The 14,483-nt window shown below is 73.9% G+C and carries 12 protein-coding genes and 1 pseudogene; 5 read left to right on the forward strand and 8 right to left on the reverse strand.

Annotated features, from left to right (window positions below; all coding sequences use genetic code 11):
* Positions 1-13: 13 nt before the first annotated feature.
* Positions 14-1,786: an extracellular solute-binding protein gene (locus tag MCAG_RS06120; protein WP_157547918.1), complete on the forward strand. Its 1,773-nt coding sequence runs from the start codon at positions 14-16 to the stop codon at positions 1,784-1,786.
* A 46-nt stretch (positions 1,787-1,832) separates the two neighbouring features.
* Here MCAG_RS06120 and MCAG_RS06125 read toward each other — a convergent pair whose 3' ends face one another.
* Positions 1,833-2,717 (reverse strand): acyl-CoA thioesterase II, encoded by an 885-nt coding sequence (locus MCAG_RS06125; protein WP_007072103.1) that lies wholly within the window; start codon positions 2,715-2,717, stop codon positions 1,833-1,835.
* Complete coding sequence (pyk, locus tag MCAG_RS06130; RefSeq protein WP_007072104.1) at positions 2,714-4,162, reverse strand: pyruvate kinase; 1,449 nt, start codon at positions 4,160-4,162, stop codon at positions 2,714-2,716. Before pyk ends, MCAG_RS06125 begins: the two co-directional genes overlap by 4 nt.
* 392 nt (positions 4,163-4,554) lie before the next feature.
* On the opposite strand from pyk, the gene MCAG_RS06135 reads away from it, so the two are divergent.
* Together MCAG_RS06135 and MCAG_RS06140 are read left to right on the forward strand one after the other, a co-directional pair.
* Positions 4,555-6,159, forward strand: coding sequence for a GMC family oxidoreductase (locus tag MCAG_RS06135; protein WP_007072105.1), 1,605 nt, complete (start codon positions 4,555-4,557; stop codon positions 6,157-6,159).
* A gap of 84 nt (positions 6,160-6,243) precedes the next feature.
* Positions 6,244-7,116: an aldo/keto reductase gene (locus MCAG_RS06140; protein ID WP_007072106.1), complete on the forward strand. Its 873-nt coding sequence runs from the start codon at positions 6,244-6,246 to the stop codon at positions 7,114-7,116.
* 157 nt (positions 7,117-7,273) lie between these two features.
* On the opposite strand, the pseudogene MCAG_RS06145 reads toward MCAG_RS06140, so the two are convergent.
* From MCAG_RS06145 to MCAG_RS29570, 3 genes and pseudogenes are all read right to left on the reverse strand, one after another.
* Positions 7,274-7,462: pseudogene (locus MCAG_RS06145) on the reverse strand (lipase); the annotation flags it as partial.
* Positions 7,463-7,543: 81 nt separating this feature from the next.
* Complete coding sequence (locus tag MCAG_RS06150) at positions 7,544-7,948, reverse strand: hypothetical protein (RefSeq protein ID WP_157547920.1); 405 nt, start codon at positions 7,946-7,948, stop codon at positions 7,544-7,546.
* Positions 7,949-8,039: 91 nt separating this feature from the next.
* Complete coding sequence (locus MCAG_RS29570; protein ID WP_050777885.1) at positions 8,040-10,271, reverse strand: M48 family metalloprotease; 2,232 nt, start codon at positions 10,269-10,271, stop codon at positions 8,040-8,042.
* A 303-nt stretch (positions 10,272-10,574) separates the two neighbouring features.
* Here MCAG_RS29570 and MCAG_RS35620 point away from each other — a divergent pair, with 303 nt between their 5' ends.
* The gene (locus tag MCAG_RS35620; RefSeq protein WP_255348978.1) at positions 10,575-10,709 is read left to right on the forward strand and encodes a hypothetical protein; all 135 of its coding nucleotides are present in this window, start codon (positions 10,575-10,577) and stop codon (positions 10,707-10,709) included.
* Between the two features lie 490 nt (positions 10,710-11,199).
* Here the strand turns inward: MCAG_RS35620 and MCAG_RS06160 are convergent, their stop codons facing one another.
* Together MCAG_RS06160 and MCAG_RS06165 are read right to left on the reverse strand one after the other, a co-directional pair.
* Positions 11,200-11,640: a hypothetical protein gene (locus MCAG_RS06160; RefSeq protein WP_007072110.1), complete on the reverse strand. Its 441-nt coding sequence runs from the start codon at positions 11,638-11,640 to the stop codon at positions 11,200-11,202.
* Positions 11,641-11,770: 130 nt separating this feature from the next.
* On the reverse strand, positions 11,771-12,673 hold the full coding sequence (locus MCAG_RS06165; protein WP_083802207.1) for a LysR family transcriptional regulator: 903 nt from the start codon (positions 12,671-12,673) through the stop codon (positions 11,771-11,773).
* Positions 12,674-12,819: 146 nt separating this feature from the next.
* On the opposite strand from MCAG_RS06165, the gene MCAG_RS06170 reads away from it, so the two are divergent.
* Entirely contained in the window at positions 12,820-13,776 is a 957-nt protein-coding gene (locus MCAG_RS06170) for an FAD-dependent oxidoreductase (protein ID WP_007072112.1), read from the forward strand.
* A 23-nt stretch (positions 13,777-13,799) separates the two neighbouring features.
* Here the strand turns inward: MCAG_RS06170 and MCAG_RS06175 are convergent.
* On the reverse strand, positions 13,800-14,483 hold a 684-nt coding region (locus MCAG_RS06175; RefSeq protein ID WP_232290100.1), incomplete at its 5' end, for a hypothetical protein.

Here is a 14,483-nt window from a genome sequence, read left to right on the forward strand (position 1 = left end):
CCTGGAGGATCCAATGACCGCCGGCCAGCGTTCCGCCCGCACATGGCTGCCGTACCCGGTGGCCGTCGTCGCCGGGCTCGCGGTCATCGCCGCGGCGTACGTGATCGTGCGGCCGGCGCCCGGCGCGGACCGCTCGGGATGTGTGGCGCTGGAGGTGAACTCCTCGACGGAGAAGGCCGCTCTGGTCGGCCAGCTCGCCGCCCGCTACAACGCCGCCGACCGGCGCTTCGGCGGGCGCTGCGCCGAGGTGACCGTGCACGGGCTCAACTCTGGCAAGGCGATGGAGGCCCTCGCCGCGGGGAACTGGTCCGGCCGGCAGCCGACGGTCCCGGCCCCGCAGGTGTGGCTGCCGACGTCCTCGCTGTGGACCGGGCGGCTGCGGCTGCTCGACGAACAGGCGGGCCGGGCGGCGCAGACCCCCGACCGGTACCCGTCGATCGCCAACAGCCCGCTGGTCATCGCCATGCCCCTGGAAAAGGGTGAGCTGGTACGCCAGCGCGGCCGGCTCGGCTGGGCGGACATCCTCGGGCTCTCCGGCGACGCCGGCTGGGCGGCCTTCGGGCGGCCCGAGTGGGGCCGGTTCACCTTCGGCAAGGACAACCCCAACCTGTCCACCTCGGGGCTGGCGGCCACCATCGCCACCTACTACGCGGCGGTGCGACGGGCCAGCGACCTGACGAAGGCGGACCTGGCGAAGCCGGCGGTGACCCAGTTCGTCCGCCGGATCGAGGCGAACGTCTCGCACTACAGCGACGACTCGGTGGACCTGCTGCGCGACCTCGCCGAGGCGGACCTCGGCGGGGCCGGCGACGCGCGGGCCCGGGACATGAGCGCGATCGTGGTGCAGGAGGAGCTGCTCTACCAGTACAACGAGGGGCAGCTCAGCCCCATCCCGGGCCAGAAGCCACGGGTGCCGCTGGTCGCGGTGCACCCGAGTGAGGGCACGTTCAACCTCGACCACCCGTACGTCGTGCTGCCCTCGGCCGACCAGGCGCAGCAGGCGGCGGCCCAGGACTTCCTGGCCTTCCTCCAGGACGACCCGCAGCAGCGCAGCTTCACCGACCTCGGCTTCCGCGACCACGAGCGCCGGGCGTCGGACGCTCTGGTCGCCGCCGTCCGGGGCGGGCCCGAGGGACAACTGACCTACTTCGACCCGCCGGCGCCCGAGGTCGTCGACGCGATCCTGCGCGGGTGGAGCACGCTGCGCAAGAAAGCGAACATCCTGCTCGCCGTGGACACCTCCGGGTCGATGAACGCACGTGTGGGCGGCCGTACCCGCTTCCAGGTGGCCACCACCGCCGCCGACCGGGCGGTCGGGCTGCTCAACTCCGCCGACCGGGTGGCGCTGTGGTCGTTCTCGTCGGAGACGGACCAGCGGCGGGGAAAGCCGTACAGCGAGGAGATCCGGCTGGGGCCCTACGACCGGGCCGCGTTCACGCGCCGGCTCACCGGGCTGCGGGTGGGGGGCAACACCGCGCTGTACGCGACGGTCCGCGCCGCGCACCGCCGGCTGCTCGACAACCACGACCCGGACCGGATCAACGCGGTGGTGGTGCTCACCGACGGCAAGAACGAGTACCCCAGGGACAACGATCTCGATCGGCTGCTCGCCGACATCGAGCTGGACCCGAACCGGCCGGTCAAGGTGTTCTGCGTCGCGTTCGACCGGGAGTCCGACCTGGCCGCGCTGGACCGGATCGCCGGGGCCAGCGCCGGCAAGGCGTTCGACGCCACGGACCCGGCGACGATCGACGAGGCGTTCGTGAAGCTGGTCAGCAGCTTCTGATCAGCCGCCCGCCGACCAGCGTCCGCTGGTCGGCGGGTTTCGCCGATCAGCGGGCGACGCGGCGCAGCAGACCCTCCTGCACGGAGCTGGCGATGTGCCGGCCGTCGGTGGTGAACATCCGGCCGGTGGCCAGCCCCCGGGCCCCGGAGGCGGACGGGCTCCAGCAGTCGTAGAGGAACCACTCGTCGGCCCGGAACGGCCGGTGGAACCACAGGGCGTGGTCGAGGCTCGCCCCGACCACGCCGCCGGGGCCCCAGACCTCGCCGTGCACCGACAGCACCGAGTCCAGCAGGGTCAGGTCGGAGGCGTACGTCAGGGCGCAGGCGTGCAGCAGCGGATCGTCGGGGAGCTTGCCGTCGATACGCATCCACACCCGCTGGTGCGGGTCGGCGGGGCGGTCGCCGGGGCGGACCCAGCCGGGCTCGCCGACGTAGCGCACGTCGATCGGGCGGGGGATCTGCCCCCAGATGCCCAACCGTTCTGGGTACCGGGCGAGGCGGTCGGTCATGGTGGGCACGTCGTCCGGCCACGGCACGTCGGGCGGGGTGGGGGCGTGGTGGTCCAGCCCCTCCTCCTCGCGCCGCTGGAACGACGCCGACATGAAGAAGATCGGTTTGTCGTGCTGGAGCGCCACCGACCGGCGTACCGAGAACGACCGGCCGTCGCGGATGTTCTCCACCTGGTACTCGATCGGCTCGGCCGGGTCGCCGGGGCGGACGAAGTAGCCGTGCAGGGAGTGGACGAACCGTTCGGGGGCGACCGTGCGGCCGGCGGCGACCAGGGCCTGACCGGCGACCTGGCCACCGTAGACCCGCTGCGGGCCGACCGGGGGGCTCATCCCCCGGAAGGTCATCGCGTCGGTGTGCTCAAGGTCGAGGATCTCCAGCAGCTGATCGACGGCCGCCTGGCCGACGGTCGCCCCGTCGGTCACTGCAACGCCCGCGCGGAGGCCGCGTCGACCAGCGAGCCGAGCTGGTGCACGCGCAGGGTGTTGGTGGAGCCGGGGGTGCCGGGCGGGCTGCCGGCGACGATTACCACGTAGTCGCCGGGGTTGGCCCGGTCGAGGCCGAGCAGCGCCTGGTCGACCTGGCGGAACATGTCGTCGGTGTGCTCGACGAACGGCATCAGGAACGTCTCCACGCCCCAGCAGAGGGCGAGCTGGCTGCGCACCTCGGGCACCGGGGTGAACGCCCACAGCGGCAGGTCGCAGTGCAGCCGGCTGAGCCGCTTCACGGTGTCGCCGGTCTGCGAGAACGCCACCAGGGCCTTCGCGCCGATGGCCCGGGCGATCGACGACGCGGCCACGGTGAGCGCCCCGCCGTGGGTGCGCGGATCGTGCTGGAGTCGGGGCACCCCGATCGAGCCGGCCTCGGTGGTCGTGATGATCTTGGCCATGGTGCTCACCGTGAGCACCGGGTACTTGCCGACGCTGGTCTCGCCGGAGAGCATCACCGCGTCCGCGCCGTCGAGCACCGCGTTGGCCACGTCGGACGCCTCGGCCCGCGTCGGCCGCGAGTTCTCGATCATGGAGTCGAGCATCTGGGTGGCCACGATGACCGGCTTGGCGTTCTCCCGGCACAGCTGCACGGCGCGCTTCTGCACCAGGGGGACCTGGTCCAGCGGCAGCTCGACGCCGAGGTCGCCACGGGCGACCATGACGCCGTCGAAGGCCAGCACGATCGCCTCCAGGTGATCGACCGCCTCCGGCTTCTCGACCTTGGCCAGCACCGGGCGGCGGACGCCCTCCTCGTCCATGATGTTGTGGACGAGCTTGATGTCCTCCGCCGAGCGGACGAAGGACAGCGCGATCATGTCGGCGCCCAGGCCGAGGGCGAAGCGCAGGTCCTCGGCGTCCTTCTCCGACAGCGCGGGGACGCTGACCGCCACGTTCGGCAGCGAGACGCCCTTGTTGTTGGAGACCGGGCCGCCCTCGGTGACCAGGCAGCGGATGTCGTTGCCGGCCACCTCGCTGACCTCGACGGCCACCCGACCGTCGTCGATGAGCAGCCGGTCGCCGGCCTTCACCTCCTGCGGCAGCTTGCGGTAGGTGCAGGAAACCCGGTCCTTCGTGCCGAGAACGTCGTCCCCGGTGATCACGACCGAGTCGCCGGTGCGCCACTCGTGCGGGCCGTCGGCGAACCGGCCGAGCCGGATCTTCGGGCCCTGAAGGTCGGCGAGCACGGCCACCGGCCGGCCGGCGGCGTCGGCGGCCTCGCGGACGAGTCGGCAGACCGCCTCGTGGTCCGCGTGGCTGCCGTGGCTGAAGTTGAGCCTCGCCACGTTCATGCCCGCTTCGACGAGCCCCCGGATGCGCTCCGGGGACGAGGTTGCGGGACCAAGGGTGCAGACGATCTTCGCGCGGCGTGTCACGCCCATTAGGCTAGTCTCTCCTCCGGGTCGGTCTGCGGGCCGACCCCTTTCGGACTACGGAACAGTTGTTCAACGACGCGTCGCACCCGCGCAGCCGGCGGGCGAAACCGCACCGGAAGCATCGTCCGGAGTCGTCGTGTGTCGGCGGGCATCGGCGACCGCGCGCCGGGAATCGTACCCCCCGCTGTCACCTCCGTCGGACGCGCTCCCCGCCGCCACGCATGACGCTAGCAGCGCGCGGCGGCAGACCGCCGTCACGATCACGACAGCCGCGGCCCTACCGGCCGGCACCGCCGCCGGACGAGACGTCAGCTCCGCGTTCGTCCGGCCAATCCCGCGCCCTTCCCCCTGAGTGATCAAACCACTACCTTCTGAAGGATTCTCGTAACCGGTGGTGAGTGAGGGATCGCGTGGAGGAGTTCGACTACGTCGTGGTGGGTGCGGGCGCGGCCGGCTGCGTGCTGGCCAACCGGCTCAGCGCGGACCCGGCGACCCGGGTGCTGCTGGTCGAGGCGGGTGGGTGGGACCGCAGCCCGTTCGTGCGCATTCCGAAGGCGTTCAGCAAGCTCATGGACGACCGGCGCACCGCCTGGCACTACCCGGCCGAGGCGGCCCCGGGGCGGCGGGAGGTGTGGCAGCGCGGCCGGCTGGTCGGCGGCTCCAGCTCCGTCAACGGCATGGTCTACGGCCGCGGCGACCCGGTCGACTGGGACGGCCTCGAACGCCTCGGCAACCCGGGCTGGGGGTGGGACACCATGCTGCCGATCTTCCGGCGGCTGGAGGACCACCCGCTGGGCGCGTCGCCGACGCGCGGGGCGGGCGGGCCGCTGCGGCTGTCCTCGGCGACCGGCACCGACGAGCTGTGCGAGCGGACGATCGCGGCCGGGGAGGCGCTGGGCTGGCGCCGGGCCGACGACCTGAACGCCGACGGGGACGAGCGGATCGGCTATGTCACGGCGACCATCCACGACGGCCGCCGGGTCAGCGCCGCCAACGCGTTCCTGCACCCGGTGCGGGACCGGCCGAACCTGACCGTCGCGGTGGACACGACCGTGCGGCGGATCCTCGTGCGCGCCGGCCGGGCGGTCGGCGTACGGGCCGACAGCGGGGGTCGCACCGTCGACTACACCGCCTCGGCGGAGGTGATCCTCGCCGCCGGGGCGATCGCCAGCCCGCAACTGTTGCAGGTGTCGGGCATCGGGCCGGCCGAAACGTTGCGGCGGGCCGGCGTTGACGTGCTGCTCGACCGGCCCCGGGTGGGCCTCGGGCTGCGCGAGCACCGGTCGATGCGGGCGCAATTCCGGCTGACCGGCGACGGCGGCTACAACCACATGCTGGGCAGCCTGCTCGGGCAGGGCCTGGCCGCCCTGCGGTACGCGCTGGCCCGGCGGGGGCCGCTGAGCCTGCCGGTGCACGACGTGGGGGCGCACATCCGGTCCACCTCGGAGGTCGACCACCCGGACGCCCAACTGCTGATCGCGCCCTTCTCGGCGGCCCCGCCCCGGCCGGGCCACGCGCTGGAGCTGGAGACCGAGGCGGGGATGATGGGCCTGTGCACGGTCACCCGGCCGGACAGCGAGGGCAGCCTGGCCATCGTCTCGGCCGACCCCCACACGCCGCCCAGGATCGTGGCCAACTACTTCGCCACCGGGCACGACCGGCGGGTCGCCGTGGACGCCTTCCGCCGGATGCGGGAGCTGTTCGCCACCGCGCCGATCGCCGGGCGGATCGCCGCAGAGACGGTGCCCGGCCCGGCCGTACGCGGCGACCGGGAGATCGTCGAGGCGGCGCTGGCGCTGGGCTACTGCGGTTACCACGCGGTCGGCACCTGCGGCATGGGTCCCTCCGACGAGCACGTCGTCGACCCCCGGCTGCGGGTGCGCGGCATCGACGCGCTGCGGGTGGTGGACGCCTCGGTGCTGCCAGTGCTGGTGTCCGGATACCTCAACGCCCCGGTGATGGCCCTGGCCTGGCGGGCGGCCGACCTGATCCGGGCCGGCTGAGTGGCTTTCGGTGCTGCGCCCGGGGCAGTGGCCCTCCGACGGCACAATCGACCCGTCGACGCACACAGGATTGGGGTTCGACTCATGGCTGACGACGCTGGCAGGCAGCCCGCGAAAGCCTCCGGCGCGTACCGGATCGGCGGCGACCTCCAGGTCGACCGGCTCGGCTACGGGGCGATGCAGCTCACCGGGCCAGGCGTCTGGGGCGACCCGAAGGACCCGGCCGAGGCGGTGCGGGTGCTGCGCCGGGCGTACGAGCTGGGCGTGACGTTCATCGACACCGCCGACTCGTACGGGCCGTTCGTCTCCGAGCTGCTGATCAGGCAGGCGCTGCACCCGTACGCCGACGACCTGGTCATCGCGACCAAGGCGGGGCTGACCCGCTCCGGTCCGGGCGACTGGCGGCCGGTGGGCCGGCCGGAGTACCTGCGCCAGCAGTGCGAGCTGAGCCTGCGTCACCTGGGCCTGGAAACCATCGGGCTGTACCAGTTGCACCGCATCGACGCGAAGGTGCCGCTGGCCGACCAGCTCGGCGAGCTGGCGCTGCTCAAGCAGGAGGGCAAGATCCGGCACATCGGCCTGTCCGAGGTGACCGTCGCGCAGATCGAGCAGGCCCGCAAGATCACCCCGATCGCGTCGGTGCAGAACCTGTACAACCTCGCCGACCGCAGCGCCGAGGACGTGCTCGACCACTGCGAGCGCAACGACCTGGCGTTCATCCCGTGGTTCCCGATCGCCACCGGCAACCTGGCGAAGCCGGGAGGCCCGCTGGACGCGATCTCCACCGACCACGGCGCGACGCCCGCGCAGCTCGCGCTCGCCTGGCTGTTGCGGCGCTCGCCGGTCGTGCTTCCCATTCCGGGCACGTCGTCGGTGGCGCACCTGGAGGAGAACGTGGCCGCCGCCGAGGTGCGGCTCACCGACGACGAGTACGCGGCCCTCGCGAAGGCCGCCTGAACCCGCCGCCCACGCCGCCCACGGGGGCGGGGAAAGCCGTTGGCCTCCGGTACGAGCCGGCGGCACGGCGGCCGAAGGTCTTTCCCACCTACGCCACGTGCCAGCGGGACACCGACCGCAAGATCCCCGTCGTCGTGGTCGTGCGCCTGACCGGCAGTCAGAGGGCGTAGCAGTCGGGGCGCACCGGGGAGTCGGTGAGCGCGCCCCGCACCACCGTGTACGTGGTGCCGTCGAGGACGAGGCCAAGGTGCCCGACGATCCGCAGCGGGCACCACGACTGGATGAGCACGTTGGTGGCGCCGTCGGCGAGGGCCGCGTTCTCGGTGGGCCGGACCAGCTCGTCCATGATCGACCCCATGCCGGCCAGGTGGCCGTATCCCGGCCTCCGGATACCGCCACCTGGCCGACATGATCTCCTCAGCCCGGGTCAGGCCGCCGGGTCGGGGCCGCCGCTGTCCTCGATCGCCTGACGGAGGGCCCGCGTGGCCTGGTCGATCAGCTTCGTGGCGTCCGTGCGGCCGTTGACCTGGATCTCCACCTCGGACTCCCCCGCCTGCACCCGAACGCTGACCTCGGTCCGCTGCTGGTCGACCCAGCTCTGCAACAGGTTGAACAGCCCCGGCAGCAGCGCCTGGGCCACCACCGCGATGATTACTGCGTCGCTGAACCCGGGCCGTCCGCCGGGTCGCCCGCCGCCGGCGTCCCGCACTCCGGCGCGGAACTCCGGACGCTGGTGGATCCAGGTCAGCAGCGGCACCCGGGGCGGCCGGGTGGCGCGTGGCGTCAGCACCAGCCGCACCGGCTGCCGTGCCCCGGTCGAGGTTTCGGTCACGTGGTCGCTCTCCCTCATTCGTCGTCGCCGGGCCGCGATGCGTGTCGTCGCCGGGCCTCGATGGTCACCCGGCGTCCCCGGGCCGCGATGGTCACCCGGAGTCGCCGGGCCGGAACGTGATCTTGCCGTCGACCACCGACAGGACACCGTCGACGCCGAACGCATCGTCACTGGTGAACGGGATGGTCCCGAAGTAGCCGTCGGCGGTGCCGGTCGCCCGCACCGACCCCTGCCCGTCGTACGGCGTCGACACCCGTGCGGTGGCGGGGCCGGTCAGCTCCACCACGATCTGCGGGTACTCGGTGATCTTCCAGGCAATCTTCTTCACCGAGCCGCTGTCGTAGTAGCGGAAGGGGCAGCCCACCGGGGCGGCCACCTTCTGCGCCGCGCAGGCGTCCAGGTGTTTGCGCACCTCCGCCTCGGCCGCCGCCCGCGCGCCCGACGTCAGCACCGGCTCCAGCCGCACCTCGCCCGCGCTGTCCTGTCCGGGGACGACGGCGACGGTCTGTGACGGGGTCTCGGCGAGCACGTTGGTCTGCCCGCCGACCGTGTACAGGCCGGGCAGCAGCGCGAGGCTGTCCCCCTCCGGAGCCGTCGGGACCGGCACCCCGTTGACCGTCAGACCCGCCTGCCCGCCGGGGACGCTCAGCGCGGCCGGGCCGCCGGTGAGCCGCCACTCGTGGAACAGGCCCAGGGTCGCCGACTCCTCCCGGCGCAGCGACAGCTCGGCCTGCACCCGCTGGCCGGCGAGGCTGAACTCGACCTTGGCCGTCGCCTCGTCGCCGTCGCGCTCGACCGAGGTCACGTCGACGTCGTCGGGCGGCTGGTAGCCGTCGGCCTCGACGAGCGCGGCGAGCCGGTCGATGTCGCCGGCCGCCGACCGCGCGTCGGGCTGCACCAGCTCCAGGGCCGCCCGGGCGTCGTGGTCCGCGAGAGCCGAGAAGTACCCGTCGACCGTCTCCGCTGGGCGGAACAGCGCCCACTGCGTCACCCCGAGCAGGGTGCCGCCGAGACCGCAGACCAGGGCCAGCACGCCGGCCACCAGCACCGCACGCGGGGACGCCACCGCCCCCGGCCGCCCGAACAGCACCTCGGCGGTGACCGGGGCGACGGCGGCGGCACCGGCCGCCGGGGAAAGCTCCTCCAGCCGGTCCAACCGCAGCTCGGACGCCGGGTGCGTGGCGCAGACCGCCTCGTCCCAGCCGCTGCGCCCGCTCTCGAACGACTTGCGCCGCTCCAGCATGTCCCGCATGCCCCGGGCATGGCCGGCGAGCACGGCGCCCGCGTCGGCGCGGTACTCGGCTGCCCGGACGTCACGGGAGTGCAGCGGCAGCACCACGTACCGCATGGTGAGCAGCACGGGCCAGAAGAAGACGAACACCACGAAGTTGGTCGCCGGGTGCGGGAAGGTCCGCATCAGCCACGTCGGCACGGCGTGCACCAGCACCAGGGGCAGCGCCACGCCACGGACGAACGCGCTGGTCACCTCGTCGCCGGTGCGCCAGTGCACCAGCTCATGGCTGATCAGCGCCGCGATGTCCTCGTCGGACTCGCCGAGCAGGCTGGTGGTGACGACCACGTGCCGGGCGTACGCGCGGGCGTTGGTGAGCACCGGGTCGTCCTCGATGAGCAGCCGGGGCACGTTGGGCAGGCCGAGGGCGCGCGCGCAGTCGTACAGGATGGGTCGGAGCCGTTCGGCCTCGCGGCGGCTGAGCCGGCGCGCGCCCGAGATGGCCAGCAGACGCGGCTCCCACATGATCCGGTAGAGGGTGTAGAGCACGCCGATCAGCGCGGCGGCGACCACCATCCCGGCCAGGCCGGTGAACAGGTTCGCCGGCTCGTCGAACGCGTCGAGCCAGGGCCACACCAGCACCGCCAGGAAACCGGCGAGGAACCCGATCGCGAAGCCGGCGAAGCCGCCGAGCACCCCGCCGGAGCGGGCGACAAAGGCGTCGAGCAGCGAGCCGACCAGCGGGGCGTCCCGCAGCACCTCCGGCAGTTGGTCGCCGACCTGGGTGCCGCCGGCGACCAGGCCGTAGACGGCGAGGATGATCCCGCCCCCGACCGCGAGGAGCAGGGCGACCGGTACGTAGAACCAGGTGGCCAGGAACGCGCCCAGCACTCCGCGCCAGTCGCGCAGCACGCCGGAACGTAGCCAGACCAGGGTGTTCGGGTATCCGAGCGGACGGTTGGCGAAGCTCTGACCGAGGCGGGACGAGTCCTCGCGATCGGCGGGCGATGCGGGATCGGCGGGCGACGCAGGGTCGGTGGGTGTCTCGGCTACGGCGGGTCTGACCTGCGGGTCAGCGTCCGGGTCGCGCACGGCGGCTCCTCGAATCAGCCCGCCACCGCAGTCGGTGGCGAATGGGAATGGTTCACGGGCACGGCGTATCGGACGGGCGGCTCGGCCGACCGTCGGAGGAATTGCGCAGGTGCGATGAATGCCGCCGGTTCCGTTCACGGGAATCGACGACGTCGCAGCACATTACCCGTCCCCAATGGATCTCGCCAGCGGCATTCCGACAGCGTTTCCTAACCTGAGTCAGGCCGACAAGCGTGACCGTGGATCATTCACGAAATGTGAAACCCTCTCGCCGCGGCCGGCGGAAACGCGACACTGGTCGTCGTGGACGACGCCGTACGACCACAACCGGACCGGCTGGGAAGGGCCGCCGAGAAGCACGTCCGGGAACACGACGATCTGCTGCACGCGGCCCGCGAGCCGGCGCGGCCCACCGACGCGCTGCGGTACTGGGGGTGACCTGCCGGTATGTGGTGGCCGCAGTCCCCGGCGCACCCCTGCGCACCGGCTGCGCGGACCTGGTCTACACCGGCGAGGGAGCCCCCATCTGGATGCGGGGCCTGGCCGCCTGGGCGCGCGACGTCGCCCGGCTGCTGCGGCCGGCGGGCCATCTGTTCGTACCCGGCGGTCGCCCTGTGGAGCTGGGACGCCGACGAGCCCCGGATCCGGGCCGACCGCAGCTACTTCGGCGATTCCTTCGTCAACGACACGTTCCCCGGCCACGGGCGGTGGAATGGCAGTGGACCCTCGGGGAAATCGTCAACGTGGTGCTCGCCGCCGGTCTGGAACCGCTGCACCTGGCCGAACACCCCGAACCGTTCCGGCGGCCGGACGCAATCGCGGCGGCGGCCTGGGTGGGACGACTGCCGAACTCGTTCTCCCTGCTCGCCCGCCGCCGCCCTCGGCGTCGAGCAGGGTCTACCAGCTCTCGTGCGGACCCCCGCGAACCTCACGGAAGGTAGCCAGCCTGTGGCGAGCTCAGGGGCGCAGCGGGTCGTACCCGCGCCACCACGGCACGCAGGTCCGGCTCCGGCACCAGCTCCGGGTCGGCCCGTACGTCGATCGCCACGCCGGGCTCGACCAGCCGGAACGCCTCGCCGTCGCCGACCAGGCCGGTGACGCCGCCCTCGGTGAACTCGGTGAGCGGCCACTGCGTGGCGTCCCGCTCGTGATAGTCGGCAAGGAAGTCACGCAGCTCGTCGAGCGTGCCCAACCGGCCGCCGCGCAGGACGTGCACCCGCAGGTCGACCCGCCAGCCCTCCTCCACCTGGCGTTCCCACACCCGGGTACGGAAGCGCACTCCCTCCCACTCGCTGGTGAAGTCGGACACCTCCTCGCCGATCCCCGCCGGCACGTACCCGATGACGAACCCGCCCAGGCCCTCGCTCATCGACCCTCCCCGTCAGCGGACCCGACCCTGCGCCGGATCTTGGACATCTATCGTCCACACCAGACGGAAGCTGTCCAGGGGGCCCGGCGCGACGGGGCTCAGCCGAGGAGCGCGACAAGGGCGACGGGGCTCAGCCGAGGAGCGCGACAAGGGCGTGGACGGCCGGGTTGGTGGTGTCGCGGGGCCAGGCGAGAGCGACGTCCACCGTGGGGGTCGGCGCGGCGAACCGGCGCAGCAGTACCCCCGGCACCTTCACCGCCCGGGCACGACCGGCCGGCACGGCCGCGATCACGTCGCCCTGCGCCACCGCGCGCAGCAACTGCTCGTCGTCGGGCTCCTGCCGGACGAGCCGGAAGCCTCCGCGCGGCCACACCTGGGCGATGGTCCGGTCGAACATGCCGGGGCCGTTGTCGCGTGGCCACATGACGGCCGGCAGGTCCACCACCTCGGCCCGGGTGATCCGGCGACGGCCGGTGGCCAGCGGATGCCCCGCCGGCAGCGCCAGCAGCAGCTCCTCGGTGTCGACCGTGCGGCACGCAAGCGCCGGCTCGTCGACCGGCGGACGGACGAACGCCGCGTCGAGCCGGCCCGCGAGCAGCCCGGCGACGTTCGGCGCGGTCCAGGCGGTCTCGGAGACCACCTCCACGTCGGGGTGGGCGGCGCGGAACCTGGCCACCAGCGCGTCCACCCGGCCGCCGCGCGCCGACCGGGTGTACGCCAACCGCAGCCGGCCGCCCCGGCCCCGCACCAGGTCGCGGATGCGGGCGGCGCCGGCGTCGACCTCGGCGAGCAGCCGGGCGGCCTCGGCGGCCACCCGCTCGCCGACCTCGGTCAGCGTGCAGCCCCGGCTGGTGCGGTGCACGAGCGGCACACCGAGCTGGCGTTCCAGGGCGCGGATCTGCTGACTGAGCGCCGGCTGGGCGATGTGCAGGCGCGCGGCGGCCCGGGTGAAGTGCAGCTCCTCGGCGAGCACGGCGAAGTAGCGCAGCCGGCGCAGGTCCAACCAGGCGTTCCGGTGCGGCGGATCGGGCATGCCTGGATCATAAGCGCCGCTTATCGCCGCCTGCCCGATCCGTCTTGGACGCCCTCCCGGGCGACCGGACACGATCCGAGGCCAGGACGCGACGGGCGCGGCCAGGACACGACGGCGCGAACGGGCGGCGACGGGAGGAGCAGGCGATGGCGGACAGGGCGGACGTGGTGGTGGTCGGCGGCGGGGTCATCGGGTTGACCGCCGCCGTCGTGCTGGGACAGCGGGGCGCGCGGGTGACCGTGCTGGCGGCGGACGACCCGACGGACACCGTGTCGGCGGTGGCCGCCGCGGTGTGGTACCCGACCCACACCGACGAGGACCCCCGGGTGTTGCGCTGGGCGAGCGAGACGCACGCGGAGCTGGGCCGCCAGGCGGGGGCGGGCGTGCCGGGGGTGGTGGCCCGGCCGACGCGGATGCTGCTGCGCCACCGCTACGGCGGCCCACCCTGGTGGGCGGCGGCCACGGGGGACCTGGTGGCCGAGCCGGCCGCCCCGCCGTACACGACGACGCTGCGGTTCACCGCCCCGACGGTGGAGATGACGCCGTACCTGGGGTGGCTGGCCGAGCGGGTCGAGGCCGGCGGAGGGCGGGTCCTGCGCCGCCGGGTGCGGCACCTCGCCGAGGCGTTCGACACCGCCCCTACGGTGGTCAACGCGACCGGCCTGGCCGCCGGCCGGCTCGCCGCCGATCCGGCCGTGTACCCGGTGCGCGGGCACCTGGTGCTGGTGGCGAACCCGGGCCTGACCACGTCGGTCCGGGACGAGGACGACCCGGCCGGGATCACCTACGTGCACCCGCGCCGACACGACGTGGTGCTCGGCGGCACGTACCAGCCGGGGGTGTGGGACACCCGGCCCGACTCGCAGACGGCGGCGGCGATCCGGCGGCGGTGCGTGACCCTGGTGCCGGAGCTGGCCGACGCGCCGGTGTTGGGCGAGCGGATCGGGCTGCGCCCGGCCCGACACGGCGGGCCCCGGGTGGCGGCGGAACCGGCGGGTCCGGCCGGAGGCCGGCTGGTGCACGCGTACGGGCACGGCGGCGCCGGGGTCACCCTGTCCTGGGGGTGCGCCGCCGAGGTCGCCCGCCTCGCCCTGGACGGGTGACCCCGGCCCTGGACGGCTAGACCTCAGCGCAGCAGGCGGAACAGCACCAGGTAACCGCAGTAGGCCAGCGGCATGAGCAGCACGCAGGTCACGAAGCCGAGCGGCACGAACCGCGACGGCGGCGGGTCCGCGCCCAGCACGGGCCGCCCCCACCGGCCGAGCACCAGGTACCCGGCGACGAAGCAGAGCACGGGCAGTGCCCCGCAGGTCGCCACGTAGAGGGCCCCGGCGCTGGCCACGACTCCGGCGACGCTGAGCAGCACCAGCGCCAGCACGACGCCGGCCGCCGCGCACGCCGCGTACACGGTCAGGGCCCGGGCCAGCGGCGACCAGGCCGGCAGCAGCGGCGGTCGCCGGCCGACGGCCTCCGTGACGGCGACGAGCCGGTCGGCCTCGTCGGCGAGCCGCCGGGCCTCGGCCAGCTCCGCGCCCGGGTCGACGCCCCCTGCGCGGGGCGCGGGCACCCCGGCCACCACCGGCAGCGCCACCGCCGCGCCGGTCGTTCCACCCGGGGGGTACGCCCCGACACCCGGCCGCCCCGGCGCGGCGGCTGCGCCGCCGGCACCCGCCGTCCCCGGTCCCGGTGCCCCATCCAGCCCGCCGCCGCGCGGCCCCGCCCCGGCGGTCGGCTGGGTCGCCGCCGGCTGAGCCAGACCCGGCGGGGCGGGACTCGGCGGGGCTGGGGCCGGCGGGGCGGCGGCGGTTGG

Source organism: Micromonospora sp. ATCC 39149, from assembly GCF_000158815.1.
Lineage (GTDB): Bacteria > Actinomycetota > Actinomycetes > Mycobacteriales > Micromonosporaceae > Micromonospora.

Excerpts from the sequence above, each read along its gene's own strand:
- MCAG_RS06140 (WP_007072106.1), top strand. The coding sequence starts at position 6,244 with ATGGCTGACGACGCTGGCAGGCAGCCCGCGAAAGCCTCCGGCGCGTAC.
- MCAG_RS06160 (WP_007072110.1), bottom strand. The coding sequence starts at position 11,640 with ATGAGCGAGGGCCTGGGCGGGTTCGTCATCGGGTACGTGCCGGCGGGG.
- pyk (WP_007072104.1), bottom strand. The coding sequence starts at position 4,162 with ATGGGCGTGACACGCCGCGCGAAGATCGTCTGCACCCTTGGTCCCGCA.
- MCAG_RS06170 (WP_007072112.1), top strand. The coding sequence starts at position 12,820 with ATGGCGGACAGGGCGGACGTGGTGGTGGTCGGCGGCGGGGTCATCGGG.
- MCAG_RS06120 (WP_157547918.1), top strand. The coding sequence starts at position 14 with ATGACCGCCGGCCAGCGTTCCGCCCGCACATGGCTGCCGTACCCGGTG.
- MCAG_RS06165 (WP_083802207.1), bottom strand. The coding sequence starts at position 12,673 with ATGCCCGATCCGCCGCACCGGAACGCCTGGTTGGACCTGCGCCGGCTG.